This is a genomic window from Streptomyces sp. SAS_270 (assembly GCF_052543295.1).
The window spans coordinates 130866-147372 of record NZ_JBMNDS010000016.1 but is presented as its reverse complement, the minus strand read 5'-3'; the positions used below and the strand labels follow the sequence as shown (position 1 = coordinate 147372).

At 70.8% G+C, this 16507-nt stretch carries 12 protein-coding genes; 7 read left to right on the top strand and 5 right to left on the bottom strand.

The window, feature by feature from the left end; all coding sequences use genetic code 11:
* The first annotated feature begins 419 nt into the window (after window positions 1–419).
* Window positions 420–869 carry a PTS sugar transporter subunit IIA gene (locus ACN6LB_RS14205; protein ID WP_356140306.1) on the top strand — a complete coding sequence of 150 codons (450 nt, stop codon included), beginning with the start codon at window positions 420–422 and terminating at the stop codon, window positions 867–869.
* A gap of 77 nt (window positions 870–946) precedes the next feature.
* On the top strand, window positions 947–2617 hold the full coding sequence (gene ptsP / locus ACN6LB_RS14200; RefSeq protein ID WP_445026101.1) for a phosphoenolpyruvate--protein phosphotransferase: 1671 nt from the start codon (window positions 947–949) through the stop codon (window positions 2615–2617).
* A gap of 112 nt (window positions 2618–2729) precedes the next feature.
* Here the strand turns inward: ptsP and ACN6LB_RS14195 are convergent, their stop codons facing one another.
* Complete coding sequence (locus tag ACN6LB_RS14195; RefSeq protein WP_445026100.1) at window positions 2730–3623, bottom strand: hypothetical protein; 894 nt, start codon at window positions 3621–3623, stop codon at window positions 2730–2732.
* 22 nt (window positions 3624–3645) lie between these two features.
* Window positions 3646–4881 carry an MFS transporter gene (locus ACN6LB_RS14190; protein ID WP_445026099.1) on the bottom strand — a complete coding sequence of 412 codons (1236 nt, stop codon included), beginning with the start codon at window positions 4879–4881 and terminating at the stop codon, window positions 3646–3648.
* An 84-nt stretch (window positions 4882–4965) separates the two neighbouring features.
* Between ACN6LB_RS14190 and ACN6LB_RS14185 the strand changes: the two genes are divergently transcribed.
* Entirely contained in the window at window positions 4966–6285 is a 1320-nt protein-coding gene (locus tag ACN6LB_RS14185) for an aminotransferase class I/II-fold pyridoxal phosphate-dependent enzyme (RefSeq protein ID WP_445026098.1), read from the top strand.
* Here the strand turns inward: ACN6LB_RS14185 and ACN6LB_RS14180 are convergent, their stop codons facing one another.
* Entirely contained in the window at window positions 6286–8262 is a 1977-nt protein-coding gene (locus ACN6LB_RS14180) for an acetoacetate--CoA ligase (protein WP_445026097.1), read from the bottom strand.
* A 213-nt stretch (window positions 8263–8475) separates the two neighbouring features.
* Here ACN6LB_RS14180 and ACN6LB_RS14175 point away from each other — a divergent pair, with 213 nt between their 5' ends.
* Entirely contained in the window at window positions 8476–10842 is a 2367-nt protein-coding gene (locus tag ACN6LB_RS14175) for a glycoside hydrolase family 31 protein (RefSeq protein WP_445026096.1), read from the top strand.
* 31 nt (window positions 10843–10873) lie between these two features.
* Here the strand turns inward: ACN6LB_RS14175 and ACN6LB_RS14170 are convergent, their stop codons facing one another.
* The gene (locus ACN6LB_RS14170; protein ID WP_445026095.1) at window positions 10874–11407 is read right to left on the bottom strand and encodes an NUDIX domain-containing protein; all 534 of its coding nucleotides are present in this window, start codon (window positions 11405–11407) and stop codon (window positions 10874–10876) included.
* A 77-nt stretch (window positions 11408–11484) separates the two neighbouring features.
* Entirely contained in the window at window positions 11485–12294 is an 810-nt protein-coding gene (locus ACN6LB_RS14165; RefSeq protein ID WP_445026094.1) for a M15 family metallopeptidase, read from the bottom strand.
* Window positions 12295–12542: 248 nt separating this feature from the next.
* On the opposite strand from ACN6LB_RS14165, the gene ACN6LB_RS14160 reads away from it, so the two are divergent.
* The 3 genes from ACN6LB_RS14160 (at window position 12543) to ACN6LB_RS14150 (ending at window position 16003) form a co-directional block, all read left to right on the top strand.
* A complete protein-coding gene (locus ACN6LB_RS14160; RefSeq protein ID WP_445026105.1) occupies window positions 12543–12968 on the top strand; it encodes a Zn-ribbon domain-containing OB-fold protein in 426 nt (141 codons plus the stop codon).
* Entirely contained in the window at window positions 12965–14155 is a 1191-nt protein-coding gene (locus tag ACN6LB_RS14155) for a lipid-transfer protein (protein WP_445026093.1), read from the top strand. The genes ACN6LB_RS14160 and ACN6LB_RS14155 overlap by 4 nt, the downstream gene beginning before the upstream one ends.
* 183 nt (window positions 14156–14338) lie before the next feature.
* Complete coding sequence (locus tag ACN6LB_RS14150) at window positions 14339–16003, top strand: EAL domain-containing protein (protein ID WP_445026092.1); 1665 nt, start codon at window positions 14339–14341, stop codon at window positions 16001–16003.
* Window positions 16004–16507 lie beyond the last annotated feature (504 nt).

Here is a 16507-nt window from a genome sequence, read left to right as displayed (position 1 = left end):
TGATTTTTGGCACGCTGTTGAGTTCTCAAGGAACGGACGCTTCCTTTGTACTCACCCACAGAACATTTTCTGGGGCTTTCCTCCGGGCGCTTCCCTTCGTGTTCCCAAACTCTATCAGTGTTTCTCCGGCTCTCTGACCACCGTCCCGCAGGCATGCGGAAACGGACCCCGAGATAGGATCTGACAAGTTGGGTCCTGCCAGGCAAGGGCGCTTGGTCACGCCGCTCAGCCTCAAGCAGGAGTACGACTGTACACGGGGGCTTGGAGCGGGCGCAAATCGTTTGTGCTGTGCTCTACGGCCGCCAACCGGGACCTCTCGCGCGGAACCGGCACTTCATATGACATACCCTGCTCAACAGTGCGCCGTCCGGTACAGGCAGTGACGGCCCATATGAATCTCCACCCCTGGGAGGCTTCCCATGACCACCGTGACGTCCCCTATTGCAGGACGCGCCATCGGGCTCGCCGCTGTGCCGGACCCCGTCTTCTCCGGAGCGATGGTGGGTCCCGGAACGGCCATCGACCCCGTCCGTGAGCCCTCTGAGGCTGTCGCCCCCGTGGACGGAGTCATCGTCTCGCTCCATCCGCACGCCTTCGTCGTGGTCGACGCAGACGGCCACGGTGTGCTGACTCACCTCGGCATCGACACCGTCCAGCTCAACGGCGAGGGCTTCGAACTGCTCGTCAACAAGGGCGACACCGTGACCCGCGGTCAGGCTGTCGTCCGCTGGGACCCGGCTGCCGTCGAGGCGGCCGGTAAGTCCCCTGTGTGCCCGATCGTGGCCCTTGAGGCCACGGCCGACTCTCTCGTCGACCTCCGAGAAGACGGCGACGTGAAGTCCGGCGACCAGCTCTTCACCTGGCGCTGACGTCAAACCCGTACTAGACGGCAAGTACACAACCATCGCGGTGGCGGGGCCCGCCGCACAAATCGGAGACGGGTGAGATGGAGACAACGCTGCGAGGCGTCGGCGTGAGCCACGGTGTGGCGATCGGCGAGGTTCGGCACATGGGAACGGCGGTGCTTGAGCCGCCCGCCAAGCAGATCCCGGCGGAGGACGCGGAGCGCGAACAGGGGCGCGCCCGCAAGGCCGTCGAGGCTGTGGCGGCCGATCTGATTGCGCGAGGCAATCTGGCGGGGGGCGAAGCCCAGCACGTGCTTGAGGCCCAGGCCATGATGGCCCAGGACCCCGAGCTGATGGCGGATGTGGAGCGGCGGATCGCGGTCGGCAGCACGGCCGAGCGCGCGGTCTACGACGCGTTCGCCTCGTACCGTGCTCTGCTCGCCGGTGCGGGTGAGTACCTCGCCGGTCGCGTGGCCGACCTCGACGACGTGCGGAATCGTATCGTCGCCCGGCTTCTGGGGGTGCCCATGCCGGGCGTCCCGGACAGCGACGAGCCGTACGTCCTTATTGCGCGTGACCTCGCGCCCGCGGACACCGCGCTCCTGGACCCCACTCTCGTACTCGGTTTTGTCACCGAGGAGGGCGGGCCGACCAGCCACAGCGCCATCCTGGCGCGGGCGCTCGGTGTGCCCGCCGTGGTCGCGCTGCCGGGTGCGGGTGAACTCAGCGAGGGCACGGTCATCGCGGTGGACGGCAGCACCGGTGAGATCTTCGTGGAACCGAGTGCTGAGAAGAAGGCCCAGCTGGAGGCGGCTGCCGCGGCACGCAAGGCGGCGCTGTCGTCATCAAGCGGTCCGGGCGCCACCTCCGACGGGCACAAGGTGCCGCTGCTCGCCAACGTCGGTGGTCCTGCGGACGTGCCGGCCGCTGTCGAGGCCGGGGCCGAGGGTGTCGGTCTGTTCCGTACCGAGTTCCTCTTCCTCGACGACAGCAAGAACGCGCCGACCGAGGAGAAGCAGGTCGATGCGTACCGGCAGGTCCTCGAGGCATTCCCCGAGGGGCGTGTCGTGGTGCGTGTGCTGGATGCCGGTGCGGACAAGCCGCTCGACTTCCTGACGCCGGGTGACGAGCCGAACCCCGCGCTGGGCGTGCGAGGTCTGCGGACGCTGCTCGACCACCCCGAGGTGCTGCGTACGCAGCTCACCGCCCTGGCGAAGGCTTCGGAGGGGCTTCCGGTCTACCTGGAAGTCATGGCTCCGATGGTCGCGGACCGCACCGACGCCAAGGCGTTCGCCGATGCGTGCCGTGAGGCCGGGTTGCAGGCGAAGTTCGGCGCGATGGTGGAGATTCCGTCGGCCGCGTTGCGTGCGCGGTCGATTCTGCAGGAGGTCGAGTTCCTGTCGCTGGGGACCAATGACCTGGCGCAGTACACCTTCGCCGCCGACCGGCAGGTGGGCGCGGTGTCCCGTCTGCAGGACCCCTGGCAGCCTGCGTTGCTCGACCTGGTGGCGCTGTCCGCGGAGGCGGCGAAGGCCGAGGGCAAGAGCTGTGGAGTCTGCGGCGAGGCCGCGTCGGACCCGCTGCTCGCATGTGTGCTGACCGGTCTGGGTGTCACCTCCCTGTCGATGGGCGCCGCGTCGATCCCTTACGTCCGGTCGACTCTCGCCAAGTACACGCTGGCGCAGTGCGAGCGTGCCGCCGCGGCCGCGCGTGCCGCGGACACGGCTGAGGAAGCACGCACCGCAGCTCAGGCGGTGCTGTCCGGCGAGTAGCAATGCGCAACTAGCTGGAACAGGTCGCCCAGTCGAGCCGATCAGCCTGATCCGGTCGGCGTACGGGCGTCGTGGGGCGCTCCACCTGCGGGTGGGGCGCCCCTTTTCGTTGTCAGTGGATGTGCCCTGTCCCCTGTCCCTGCTCTCCGAGGTCGGGTGGGAAGCAGTAGTCGACTCCGGATTCCGGGGAGACGAGGTCGCCGGAATCGATGTCGGTGCAGTAGGCGTCGAACACTTCTCCGGCGGTGAGGGCCTCCAGGCCGTCGTTGCGCAGGCGCCATCCGTAGACACGGTCGGACGTGTCCTGCTCGGTGACGCGCATGACGAGTCCCCCGGCGCTTCCGGTGGCGATGCCGAGGGCCAGGACGGTGGTGAATTCGAGGGCTTCTGTCTCGTCGAGGCGGGCGACGCCCTCGGATTGGTCAGTGGTGCGGAGCACGGCGACGAGGGTTTCGGGTGATGCCGCGACACTGCAGACGAGGTGGCAGGCTCCCCGGCCGGCGGTGGCGAGGATTCGGGTGAGCAGATGGGAGGCGCGGGCGAAGGCTGCACGTCCGACGTCCTCTCCGCAGGACGCGCAGTCGCCGATGCGGGCCAGGATCGTCGTCGCGTACTGCCAGGTCGCCTGGCGGATGGCCTCGTCGACCAGACCCGGGACCAGTTCGGCGAGGGGTTGTCCCTCGTACAGGAGGGTCGGGCCTGTGGCCGCCAGTTCCGCGGTGAAGCGGGTGCGGCTGGCCACGGCGTCGGGTTCGAGGCCCTTGTCGGCGCAGAACTCCGCGTACTCCTCGGGGTCGAAGAGGGCCACGGCGGTGTGGCCGCCCTGCGCGGCGAGCGTCCTGAGCAGAGCCTCCACCTGTTTGAGATAGGCAGTGTGGTCGTCGAAGGTGAAGGTGCGGTAGCGCCGCATCGCTGTGAAGTCCTGTTCGTCGGTCAGCAGGCCGATGGTGCCGGCGATTTCCCGGCGCAGGACACGTCGCATGGTCTGGTGCTGGGTGTGCGCCATTCTTCCCCCTGTGCGCAGTCGATCAATGCTCACTCACAGTAACTGGCGCCACTGACAACGGCGGTCGGACGAGGGCATCCCGAACCAGTCGGTGTTGAATGATGCAGGTCAGAGCGATGGTCGCGCCGAAGACGGTCCAGCCGACGGGGCCGGTGGCGATGGCCGCGGTGACGGCCAGTGGTCCGATGCTGCGCTGGGCGGACTGTGCCAGACCGTGGGCTCCGAGGTAGGCGCCCTGCGCCGCGTCGGGTGCCAGGGCGAGAGAGAGCTCCCAGGACACGGTGGCGTGAAGCATCTCGGCAGCGGTGAAAGCGGCTGCCGAGGCGGTCAGGAAGAGGGTTGCGTTGAGGGGCCCGCCCATGGCGGAGAGAGCCATGGTGATGCCGCCCAGCGCGAAGGCGGCGGAGAGGGGGAGCAGCAGGGCGCGTGCCGCGGCAGTGGTGGCGCCCAATCTGGCCAGCGGGACCTGGAGGGCCACCACCATCACGTTGTTGAGGACCATGAGCAGCGGGGCGAGGCCGTGCGGCGCGTTCGTCGAGTGGGCGATCCACAGCGGGAGGCCGACCTTGAAGACGGCGTCGTCGAGGAAGAGGACGGTCTCCGTGGCGACGTACGCCAGGTAGGTGCGGTCGCGCCAGGGCCCGGTCGTCTGCGGGGCGGGGGCGGTGTCCTTCGACGAGGCGACCGTGCGGGAGGGGGAGGGCGGTTCGCCGCAGCGTGAGGTGAGGAGGGCGACGGCGACGAAGGAGAGGGCGTCTCCGACGAGGAGCCACTGGTATGCGGCTCTGGTGTCGAGGGCGAGAGCCGCCGCGGCGGCGAGGCCGCCCAGGGCCCAGCCGGCGTTGGCGAGGGTCCGGTTGACGGCCTGGTAGCGGACGCGGTCCTGTCCGGAGACGCGGGCGGCGTACAGCTTGGTGAGGACGTTGGCCGCGCGGTCGCCGAGGCTGCCGACGGCCGAGACGGCCAGCAGCAGGGTGTAGTTGTCGGTGGTGAGCAGGGCAAGGGAGGCCAGGGCCCGCAGCAGTTGAAGGGCGATGAGGACGTGGGTGAGGGGCAGCCGGTCCGCGATGCGGCCGCCGAGCGGCGCTCCGGCGATGCCGATGGCCCCGGAGACGGCGGCGAGAGTGCCGATCTGGGCGACGGAGAGACCGGTGACGTACGTGAAGTAGAGGACGGAGACGGTGGCCCACAGGCCGCTGCCGATTCGGTCGACCAGGGCGATCCAGAGCATTCTTCGGCCGTCGGGGCCTCCTGGCATGCGGGTCCACCATGCGGCTGCGCGGCGTATCGGACTCACTGCTCCCCCTTGCTTCCATTTATGTATTGATACATACTTGGTAACGTGGCAACACAATATGCGATCACGGGTACGACGGCCAAGGGAATTGCCTCCTCGGTCGAACGAGGGGTGGCCGAGGGCTCGTTGGACCCAGGGGAGGCGCTGCCTCCGGTTCGGCGGCTGGCCGACGAGCTCGGGGTGAGCCCGGGGACGGTCGCGACGGCCTACCAGGAGCTGCGGCGGCGCGGGATCGTGGTGACGCGCGGGCGCGGGGGGACAGTTGTGTCCGCGGCCCCTGCTGTGGCGTCACGCCGGCCTCCCAAGGTGCCCGCAGGGCTGCGCGACCTGGCCGGCGGGCATCCGGATCCCGAGCGGCTCCCCGGGCTCGTGCCGCCCTCCCGTCTCTCCCCCGGGGCGCGATCGCACCGCGGCACGCCTCGCCTTGAGCGGCTGGAGGACGCGGTGCGGAACTGGCTCGGGCCGGACGGAGTACCCACGGAGCACGTGACCTTCGCGCACGGCGCCCTGGATCTGGTCGGACGACTGCTGTCCGTGGAGTTGCGTCCGGGAGACGCCGTCGCCGTGGAGGACCCCGGCTATCACCATCTGCTGGATCTCGTGACGGCGATGGGCCTGCGCACGGTCCCCGTCGCCGTGGACGACCAGGGAATGCGTCCCGAGGCGTTGCGCGACGCGCTCGGCGACGGTGTACGGGCGGTGGTGTGCAGTCCCCGGGCGCAGAATCCGTACGGCGGGTGCTTCTCGAGCGCGCGCCGGGACGCGTTGGTGGCAGTCCTTGAGCGGGAACCCGATGTGCTGGTCGTGGAGAACGACCACGCGTCCGCTGTCGCGGGCGCGCCTCTCCACACGCTGACCGGGGGCGGTCTGGCGCGGTGGGTGCATGTGCGGACCGTGAGCAAGTTCCTGGGCACCGACCTGCGGTGGGCCGCGGCGGCCTGTGATCCGACGACGCTCGCCCGGCACGACGGCCGGTTGCTGCTGACCTCGGGATGGGTCAGCCATCTGCTGCAGGAGACCGTGTACGGCCTGTTGAAGGATGAGGGCACGCGCGCGTTGGTCGCACGGGCCGAGGAGGCGTACCGGACGCGGCGGGGTGCTCTGGTCCGGGAGCTCGGCGCGCGGGGTATCGGGGCCCACGCGGTGAGCGGGATGAACGTGTGGGTGCCCGTGCGGGACGAGTCCGATGTCGTGAACGGGCTGCGGTCCTACGGATGGTGGGTCGCCGCCGGCTCGCGCTTCCGGCTCGCCTCCGCACCCGGTGTACGCCTCACGGTCGCCGAACTCGAGCCCGCCGACGCGGCGCGGCTGGCCTCGGACTTCGCTGCCGTGCTCGGCGAGTCCGAGGCCACCTACGGGGGTTGATCAGGCGCGCTTGCGGGCCAGCTCTTCGTAGAAGCGCAGCAGTTCGACGTCGTCCACGGAGCCGAGGTTGACCGCCTTCTCCAGGGCCGAGCCCTGAAGGAGTCGCTTGACCGGGACCTCGATGCGCTTGCCGGTGAGGGTGTGCGGGACTCCGGGCACCTCGATGACCTCGTCGGGGACGTGGCGCGGCGAGAGCTGTTCGCGGATGGTCTGCTTGATGCGGGTCAGCAGGGCCTCGTCCAGGACGGCTCCTGGGGCGAGGTGGACGAACAGCGGCATCCAGTAGCCGCCGTCCGGCTGTTCGACGCCGATGACGAGCGACTCCTTGATCTCCGGAAGCCGCTCCACGGCTTCGTAGATGTCGGCCGATCCCATGCGCACGCCCTGACGGTTGAGCGTGGAGTCGGAGCGGCCGTGGATGACGACGGAGCCACGTGAGGTGACGGTGATCCAGTCGCCGTGGCGCCACACGCCGGGATAGGTGTCGAAGTAGCTGTCGTGATAGCGGCTGCCGTCGGGGTCGTTCCAGAAGCGGATGGGCATGGACGGCATCGGGTTGGTGACCACGAGCTCACCGACCTCGTCGGTGAGCGGTTTGCCGCTGGGGTCCCACGACTGCAGGTCGGTGCCCAGCCCAGGGGCCTGGAGTTCGCCGATGTGGACGGGGAGCGTGGGGACGGCTCCTGCGAAGCAGGAGCACACGTCGGTGCCTCCGCTGACGGAGGCGATCCACAGGTCGGCCCCGCTCTCGGCGAACTCGTCGTGCAGCCAGCGGAAGCCGTCGGGCGGCAGCGGCGAGCCGGTGGTGGCGACACACTGCACAAGGGAGAGGTCGAAGTCACGGGCCGGGTGGACGCCTGCCTTGCGACAGGCCATGACGTACGCGGCGGAAGTGCCGTAGAGGGTCGCGCCGGTGCGTTCGGCGATGCGCCACTGGGCGGCCGTGTCCGGGTAGCCGGGGCTGCCGTCGTAGAGGACGATCGTGGTGCCCGTCAGCAGCCCGGAGACAAGGAAGTTCCACATCATCCAGCCCGTGGACGTGTACCAGAAGAAGCGGTCCTCCGGTCCGAGGTCGCAGTGCAGGCCGAGCTGTTTGAGGTGCTCGACGAGGATGCCGCCCTGCGACTGGACGATGGCCTTGGGCAGGCCGGTCGTGCCGGAGGAGTAGAGCACCCACAGGGGGTGGTCGAAAGGCACCTCTTCGAAGACGGGCTCCACGACCGCGGCCGTGAGAGCGGACCATTCCAGGGCCCCTTCAGGGGCGTCTGTGCCGAGCAGCGGGATGTGGACGACGGCACGCAGTGTCGGCAGTTCGCGGCGCAGTTCGGCGACGGTGTCGCGGCGGTCGTGCTCCTTGCCGCCGTAGCGGTAGCCGTCGACGGTGAACAGCACGACGGGTTCGACCTGCTGGAAGCGGTCCAGCACGCTGCGGGCGCCGAAGTCGGGGGCGCAGGACGTCCAGACGCCTCCCACGGCGGCTGTGGCCAGCAGGGCGACGACAGCCTGCGGGATGTTGGGAAGGTACCCGCTGATCCGGTCTCCGGGGCGTACGCCGAGGACTCGCAGTTCGGCGGCGAGGGATCCGACCTGGCGGCGCAGTTCGGACCAGCTCACCGGGATCGGCTCGTGGGTCTCGTCGACATACAGGAGGGCGGGCGCGTCGCCACGGGTGCCGGCCGCGCGCAGGGCGTGCTCGGCGTAGTTGAGGGTCGCGCCGGGGAACCACTCGGCGCCCGGCATGGAACGGTCACCGAGTACGCGCGCGTAGGGGGTCGAAAACCGTACGTCGAACCAGTCGGCGACGGCCTTCCAGAAGGTCTCCAGTTCGTCGACCGACCAGCGGTGCAGCGCCGCGTAGCCGCCGTCGGACGGGGCTCCGTGGTGCTCGGCCGCCCAGGCCTGGAACTTCGTGATCTGTGCCTGGGCGATACGGTCCCCGTCTGGCTGCCAGAGCGGCGAGGGGTTCGCGGTGGACATGGGGCGGCTCCCGGACTGTGCGCGTCGTGTGCGTAGGTCGCGCACGAGCAGGGGTGTGCGCGTCACGCGGCTGACACGGACGATGCCATGTGATCGACTTCTACACCAGGGCGCGCCGCACATAGTCGGCGACGTGAAGATGTGCTGCCACCACGGGTGAACGGGAGTTGAACGACTCACCCATTCGGCGCCGTCAATGGCAGGGTGAGCAGCATGAACGGTCGTGACCTGGTGCGTTCGGTGAAGGTGGTTGGTTCGGTGGGGGCGGCCCAGAGGCTGCGGACCGTGCGGGCGGCGTGGCGCAGGAGGCGTGCCGATGCCAGCGGGCTGCCGCGGCGGGGGGCAGAGCGCGCTCGGGTGCCCGGGCCGGTGCAGGATGTGAAGCCGGAGCCCGGCGGGGGTGTCGTACGGTTCACGCGCTCCGAGCTGCGGATCGTCGTCACGGTCAACGGAGCCGTGTTCTGGGGCTGGGACGGGGCGGATCCCGAGCCGTCGTACGCCCTTGCGGGCCGCTGTCCCGAGCCGGACCCGCGAGCGGTCCTTGAGCCCGACAAGGACGGCGGGTGGCGGGTCGTGTCCGAGCGGGCGACGGTCGTCGTCTCGCGGCACGGGGCGATCGAGGTGCAGACCCCCGGTGGCGTGGTCCTGCGCCGCGATCTGCCGCCCCGCTGGTGGGAGCCGGTCGACGGCGGCGCGGCGCGCTGGCTGCAGCGCTCGGAGGTGGCCGCCGATGCCCGGTTCTTCGGCCTGGGCGGGCGTGCGGCCGGCCCCCGGCTGCGCAACGGAAGCCATCGGCTGTGGAACACGGATCCGCGGCACACCTTCGCGCCCGGCGACGATCCCCTGTACATCACCATGCCCGTGCAGATGGTGGTCTCCGACGCGGCCACGCATCTGGTCTTCCACGACACCTCGTGGGACGGCACGGTCCAGCTGCGCGAAGGTGAGGAGGGCGCCGGTTCCGGGCACGACCGGGCCGGGACGAGCGAGCTGCGGATGGACGGCGGCCCGCTGCGCTGCTGGGTGATCGTGGGCACCCCCGCGCGCGTGCTGCATGCCTGGGCCTCGCTCACCGGGGCGCCCGCGCTGCCCCCGGCATGGGCGCTGGGGCACCACCACGCGCGGTGGGGGTTCGGCAGCGAGGAGGAGGTGCGGCGGATCGTCGCGGGGTACCAGGAGCGCGGGCTTCCGCTCGACGCGATCCATCTGGACATCGACCACTACGACGCCCACCAGGTGTTCACGGTCGACCGGGAGCGCTTCCCGAAGCTGTCCGTACTCGCCGAGGAGCTGCGCCGCGACGGCATACGGCTGGTGTCGATCGTCGACCCGGCGGTCAAGGCCGAGCCGGGCAACGCCGTGTACGACAGCGGTCTCGTCGAGGACGCGTTCGTGTGGGACTCCGCGGGCCGGCTCGTCCGTGGTGTCGTGTGGCCCGGGGAGTCGGTGTACCCGGATTTCACGCACGCGCGCGTGCGGCGGTGGTGGGGCGGGCTCTACGAGGAGCGGCTGGCGCAGGGGTTCTCCGGGTTCTGGCACGACATGAACGAGCCGACGTCGTTCACGGCCTTCGGGGAGAACACGCTGCCGCGCTCGGCACGGCACTCCCTGGAGGGGCGCGGCGGGGACCATCGTGAAGCACACAACGTGTACGCGCTGTGCATGGCCCGGGCCGGATACGAAGGGCTGAGCGAACTGGCACCCCAGGAGCGGCCGTTCCTCTTCTCGCGCTCCGGGTGGGCCGGCATGCAGCGCTACGGCGGCACCTGGTCCGGGGATGTGGCCACGGGATGGCCGGGTCTGCGGGCATCGCTGTCGCTGGTGCTGGGCCTCGGGCTGTGCGGGGTGCCGTATTCGGGGCCCGACGTGGGCGGCTTCGACGGCAGTCCGTCACCGGAGCTGTATCTGCGGTGGTTCCAGCTCGGCGCGTACCTCCCGCTGTTCCGAACCCACGCGAGCCTGCGAGCCGGACGCAGGGAGCCCTGGGAGTTCGGTGACGCCGTCCTGGAGCACGCGCGCGTGGCGCTCGTCGAACGGCGCCGTCTGCTGCCGTACTTCCTGACCCTGGCGCATCTGGCGCGGCGTACCGGGTCGCCGTACGTGCGTCCTCTGTGGTGGGGCGCACCCGAGGACCGGACGCTGCGCGACTGCGAGGACGCGTTCCTGCTCGGCGACTGTCTGCTGGTGGCGCCGGTGCTCGACCCCGGGGCGGACCGGCGTGCGGTGCAGCTGCCGCGCGGGCGCTGGTACGACACGGTGACCGAGGAGGCGTACGAAGGGCCTGCTCAGGTGCTCGTCGAGGCGCCCTTGGGGCGGATTGCGGTGCTGGCCCGTGCGGGGTCGGTGGTGCCTGTGCGGGGTGACGACGGCGGTCTGGAGTTGGAGGTGTGGGCGCCCGCGCGCGGGCGTATTGGGGGCGGGCTCGTCGTACCCGACGGGGGCGACGGCTGGGACGAGCCCGAGATCGAGCGCTATGTGGCGTACTGGGAGGGGCAACGGGTGGTCGTGCGGCGGGAGGGGGACGACGGTTCGGTCGAGCCGTCCTATCCGGTGCGGGTTCGCGGTCTCGGGACGCGGTGACCGGTCGTCGGGCGGGCCGGTGGCGGCCCGCTCAGTACCGCCCCTCGAACCACGCGCGGGCCGCCAGGGTGTGCAGCGGAAAGGCCAGTTCGGCCGGTCTGCGCAGCAGGTGCCAGCCCTCCGTCTCGTCCGTGGCCGCGGACGGCGGAAGGTCGGCGGCAGGGCGCTCCGGGAGGAGCCCGAAGAGCAGCAGGTGCCCGGCGGGGGAACTCATCGCGTCGGCGAGACGTACCTCGTGGCTCGCCGCGTCGATGCCCGTCTCCTCTTTGAGTTCCCGGACGACGGCATGCCGCCAGTCCTCCCGGTGGTCGATGAACCCCCCGGGCAGAGCGATGCCTCCGCGCGCGGGAGCGATGGTCCGGGTGATGACCACCAGGGAGGTGCCGGTGCTGTCGTACGCGGGCTGCAGGGCCACGGCGACGGGCAGGGGGTTGCGGTAGGCCACGGTGCCGCAGGCGGCACAGGTGCGGGGCCAGCCGGAGACGTTCTCTCCGTAGCGCGCTCCGCAGCTGGAACAGTGGGAATCCGGCGCGAAGTCGGCGGGCGGGTGCTGGGTTGCGGACACGCCGCGGACTGTAGCCGATCACTGCAAGGGCGCCCTCGGCGGGCCCGTACCGTGCACCGGTGCGGGCCCGCGGAGGCTCAACGGCAGGAAGTGAGGGACTTCTTGGAGACGGGGAAGTCGAAGTAGGTGTCCGGGTAGGGCTCGGGCTTGTACGTGAAGTGCCACCATTCCTCGGGGAGGTTGACGAAACCGGTTCCTTCCAGGGTGCTCTTCAGAAGCAACCGGTTGGCGCGCCGGCTGCCTTGAACACGCGGATCCAGCGTGTGGGCGAGGGTGTCGAAGCAGTCGAAGCCGGTGCCCATGTCGACGGAGTTGTCCGGGAAGCGCTCGTCCTTGGGCGCATAGCAGGGCACGAGGGTTTCCCCGGGGACGTAGGGCCGGGTCGGCACAGCGGGCAGCCGGACGATGGTGAGGTCCATCGTCGAACCGCGGCTGTGTCCGGACTTCTCGGCGATGTATCCGTCCTCGAAGAGGCGGGTCTTGTCGACCTGGGGATAGAACTCGGCCTTCATCGCCTGGTCGTCGAGGTCCTCGGCCCAGCGGACGAAGTGGTCGACGGCGCGCTGGGGGCGGTAGCAGTCGTACACCTTGAGGGTGTAGCCCTGACGCAGGAGTCGCGTCTGCGCCTTGTGGAGTGCTTCGGCGGCGGTCCGGGTCAGGATGCAGATGGGCTGCCGGTAGCCGTCGATGTGCTCGCCCACGAAGTTGTGGGTGGTGAAGTAGCGCATCTCCTGGATGATCGTCGGGTCCACGGATCTCAGGGCCACGAAGTCCTTGGGGGCCTTCGGTTCGGGCTTCGCCTGCGCGGTGGCGGAGGCGGCGGTCACGGCCAGCAGGGCGGCGAGCGTGGTCACCAGTCCCCGTACGGCGGTGGAGAGTCGTGTCATGCCCCCTGCATCTATCAGGCGCGGGCTCCTCGTGGGAAGCGATCGCATGCAGCCCCGCCCTGTTGGAGGACGAGGGGCGGCCGGAACCACCCCCGTGGGCCCCGGCCGTCCCTTCCGATACTCCGACGCCGGAAGGGCCCGCATGGTTCTCCGTGACGGCCTGCCGGATTACGGTTGCCCGTGGCACACTTCTGACGTTCCGTCAGATCCAGTGTCATGGAGGGGTCTTGTCGCCTGCACGCACACCCGTGGTCGCAGGATGGTTCGCCGGGGACGGGGAGGGCTTCCATCTCCTCGGTACACGATGTTCGGCGTGCGCCTCGGTCTTCTTCCCTCGCGAGGACGCCTTCTGCCGCAACCCCGGCTGTCCAGGCGGCGAGCTGGAGGAGGTGCCGCTGTCCCGGCGGGGCCGCGTCTGGTCGTACACGGACAGCCGCTACCGGCCTCCGTCACCGTACGTGTCCGATCCGGAACTCTCGTGGGAACCCTATGCGTTGATCGCAGTGGAGCTGGAATCCGAGCGCATCGTGGTGCTCGGTCAGACGGTTCCCGGGGTCACCGTCGCCGACCTGACGGTGGGCATGGAGGTGGAGGTCGTCCCCGGTGTGCTCAGCGAGGACGCGGAGACGACCTGGACGACATGGCACTGGCGGCCTACGGGGGTGACGGCATGACAGGCGAGGTGGCGGTGCTCGGCGCGGGCATGCACCCATGGGGCAAGTGGGGGCGGAGTTTCATCGAGTACGGGGTGGTGGCAGCGCGCGCCGCATTGGCCGACGCGGGGGTCGACTGGCGGGACGTCGGCTCGATCGTGGGCGCGGACACGGTGCGCGGCGGCTATCCCGGATACGTGGCGGGGGCGACCTTCGCGAAGGCGCTCGGCTGGCAGGGGGCGCGCGTCGCCAGCGTGTACGCGGCGTGCGCTTCCGGGGCGCAGGCCATCAACACCGCGCGTGCGCACATCCTCGCGGAGTTCGCGGACGTGGTGCTCGTGGTCGGTGCTGATGCGGCACCCAAGGGGTTCTTCCGCCCGGCGGGCGGGGAGCGGGCGGACGACCCCGACTGGCTGCGGTTCCGGTTGCTGGGGGCCACGAATCCGACGTACTTCGGGTTGTACGCGCGGCGGCGGATGGCCGTGCACGGAGACACACCGGAGGACTTCGCGCAGGTCAAGGTGAAGAACGCGGCGCAGGGGGCGCTCAATCCGAACGCGCGCTACCGCAAGAAGGTCACCGCGCAGGAGGTCGCCGATTCCGCGGTCGTGGCCGATCCGCTGCGGCTGCTCGACATCTGCGCCACCTCCGACGGCGGCGCGGCGCTGGTGCTGTCCAGCATGGAGTTCGCGCGACGCCACGGGGCCGCGGATCCCGTACGGATAAGGGCCGTCTCCACGGTGACGCCGCGCTATCCCAGCACCGTGCTCGATCTCCCCGACATCGCGACGGACTCGGCGGCCGCCGTGGAACCGTCGGCCGAGACCTTCCGCGCGTCGATCGCACGGGCGGCCTACGAAGAGGCGGGCATCGGCCCCGAGGACCTCTCCCTCGCCGAGGTGTACGACCTGTCCACGGCCCTGGAGTTGCAGTGGTACGAGGACCTGGGCCTGTGCGCGGAGGGCGACGGCGCAAAGCTGCTGCGCGAGGGCGCCACGACGCTCGGCGGGCGCATACCGGTGAACGTCAGCGGCGGGCTCGCCTCCTTCGGAGAGGCGGTTCCGGCGCAGGCAATCGCCCAGGTGTGCGAGCTGACCTGGCAGTTGCGGGGCGTCGCGGGTGAACGGCAGGTCGCCGGGGCGCGGGTGGGGATCACCGCGAACCAGGGCCTGTTCGGGCACGGGTCGTCGGTCGTCGCCGTGCGGTAGCGCAGGGGTCGCGCCCCGGCCCTCGACGCTGTGCGGCGATCGCGAAGTCCTACGGTGCTCCCCCGCCGGACGAACACCCGGCGTTCGGACAGGTGTGCCCACCCAGTGTGACGGGTCGGGAATCGTGCGTGAACAGCTCATGAATCGCGCCCGGGGGTGCGCCTGCGGCGCCATCATGCTCCCGTGCCCTCCTGGACGAACGCTCTTCGCTTCGCCTTCCAGCCGATCGTCAACCTGACGACCGGAGGAGTCGCGGCGCTGGAGATACTCGCACGCCCGGAGACCGGTGACGTCCTGGCGCAGGCCCGGCGCGACCCGGAACTCGACGGCCGTCTCGCCGCGTCGGCGATCCGGGCGGCAGCTCAGAAGGAGACGCTGCTGCCGCTGCACGTCAACGTGTTCGCGGGGACCCTCGCCGATCTCGGTGGGCTCGCCGCCCTGCGCGACGCGGTGCGCGAGGCCGGGCGGCGGCCCTGGGAGGTGACGATCGACATCGGTCCGCCGTACACGCACGTGCCCCAGCTCGCCCTGCTGGAGGCGGTCGCGGCGCTGCGCGCCGAGGGCTTCCGGATCTGCGCGGACGGAGTGGGCGACGGTGACGCACCCCTGCGGTTGCTCACCGACCTCGCGCCGGACCTGATGAAGCTCGACGTCTCCCTGCTGGCACGGCCCGCGGCGATCCGGGCGATGCGGACCCTGTGCGAGCAGTTGGGCGCGCTGCTGTCGGTGGAGGGGGTCGAGACGGAGCGGCAGTGCGCGGCCGCGATCGCGGCGGGCGCGCAGTGGGCGCAGGGCGAGCTTTTCGCGCCGCCTTCCCGGCTGCCCGCGGCGGACGTATACGTTCCGGCGCTCTCCCCCGCCGTCCTCACGACACCGCGCTCGGGGCCGCCAGTACGGCAGTTCGTACGACCGGCGGCGCTGCTGCCCGCCACCGCGTCCGCCGGACAGGTGCGGGCGCTGCTCACGGGCTCTCCCGACGTGTCCGGGGTGCTGCTCGTGGACGCCACCGGGGCGCCGGTGCGGTCGGTGCACCGCTCCCGGTTCCTGCTGTCGATGTCGGGGCGCTACGGGCATGCGCTGTACGCCGACCGGCCGGCCGCCAAGCTGGGCGACGCGCCGCGCACGGTCGGCGTCGACGCCACCGCGTGGGAGGTCCTCGACGTGGTGGCGGTCGGGGACCGGGACCGTACGTCCGACGACGTCGCGGTCGTCGACCACCACGGACGGTGCGTGGGTGTCGTACGGCTGGCGGATCTTGTACGGGCGCTGGCCGAGAGCCGCGTCGAGGAGGCGGCATCCCTCAACCCGCTGACCCGGCTGCCCGGTTCCGACGCGATCACCGGCGAGGTGGACCGCAGGATCGCGGACGGCCGGATGTTCGCGCTGACCTGGCTGGACATCGACCACTTCAAGCGGGTCAACGACGGTGCGGGGTTCGCGGCGGGCGACGAGCTGATCCGGGCGGTGGGCCGGGCGCTGCAGCACGCGGCCTCCGGCGCGACGCGGGTGGGCCACATCGGCGGCGACGACTTCCTCGTCCTCGCGGACCCCGACACACTCGACCCGTTGGCCGCCGCGGTGCTCGACGCGCCGTGGTCGGCGGGCGGACGGGCCGTCACGCTGTCGCTGGCGACCGTTCTGTGTGCGCCGGGCAGCGTTCTCGACCACCGGCAGGCCGCCGCCTGCCTGGCGCCGCTCAAGCAGGCCGCCAAGGCGCTCAGCGGGGCGAGTTGGGTGCTGGGCCGTGCGGGCTTTCCCGGGCATGAGATCCGGCGCGGTTCGGGAGCGGCGCAAGCGACGGCGCCGACGCAGGCCGGCTGCGGGGCGGGTGAGCCGAGCAGGGGCTGATCAGTCGACAGCCGACTTGGCAGGCAGGACAGTTGACCGCAGGCCGACTGGCAGCAGTAGTGGCCGCCCGGGCGAGATCAGGAGTTCGAGGCACAGGCGTTCCGGGAGAGTGCGGGCTTGACGGAGCCGGCCCCCTGCCGCGCCGACCATGCCCGATTGTCCTGCGTGCGCCAGCCGCCGGTCCGCGGCGACAACGCCATGGATGTCACCTATGCCGCGAGCAACGAACGTGCGGCACCGGGCCTGACGGGCCGGCGGGGCAGGCCTTCCGTCTCGACGCGACAACCGCAAGCGCATACCGCAGCCGTCCACGGCGGCTTACGACCCCGCTGTGGGCCCGCACCCGCGAAGAAGGCACGGTCCGCCGGAAGTCCCGGGCCTCGTGGCGCGTCCGCGCCCCAACCATTGCGGTCCGCGACCTTGACGCCCTCTGGGCGCCGGTGAACACTTCCGGGTGTCAGTCGGCATCGCCGCATTCGGGCGTCTCCAGGCACTGCGCCGCTC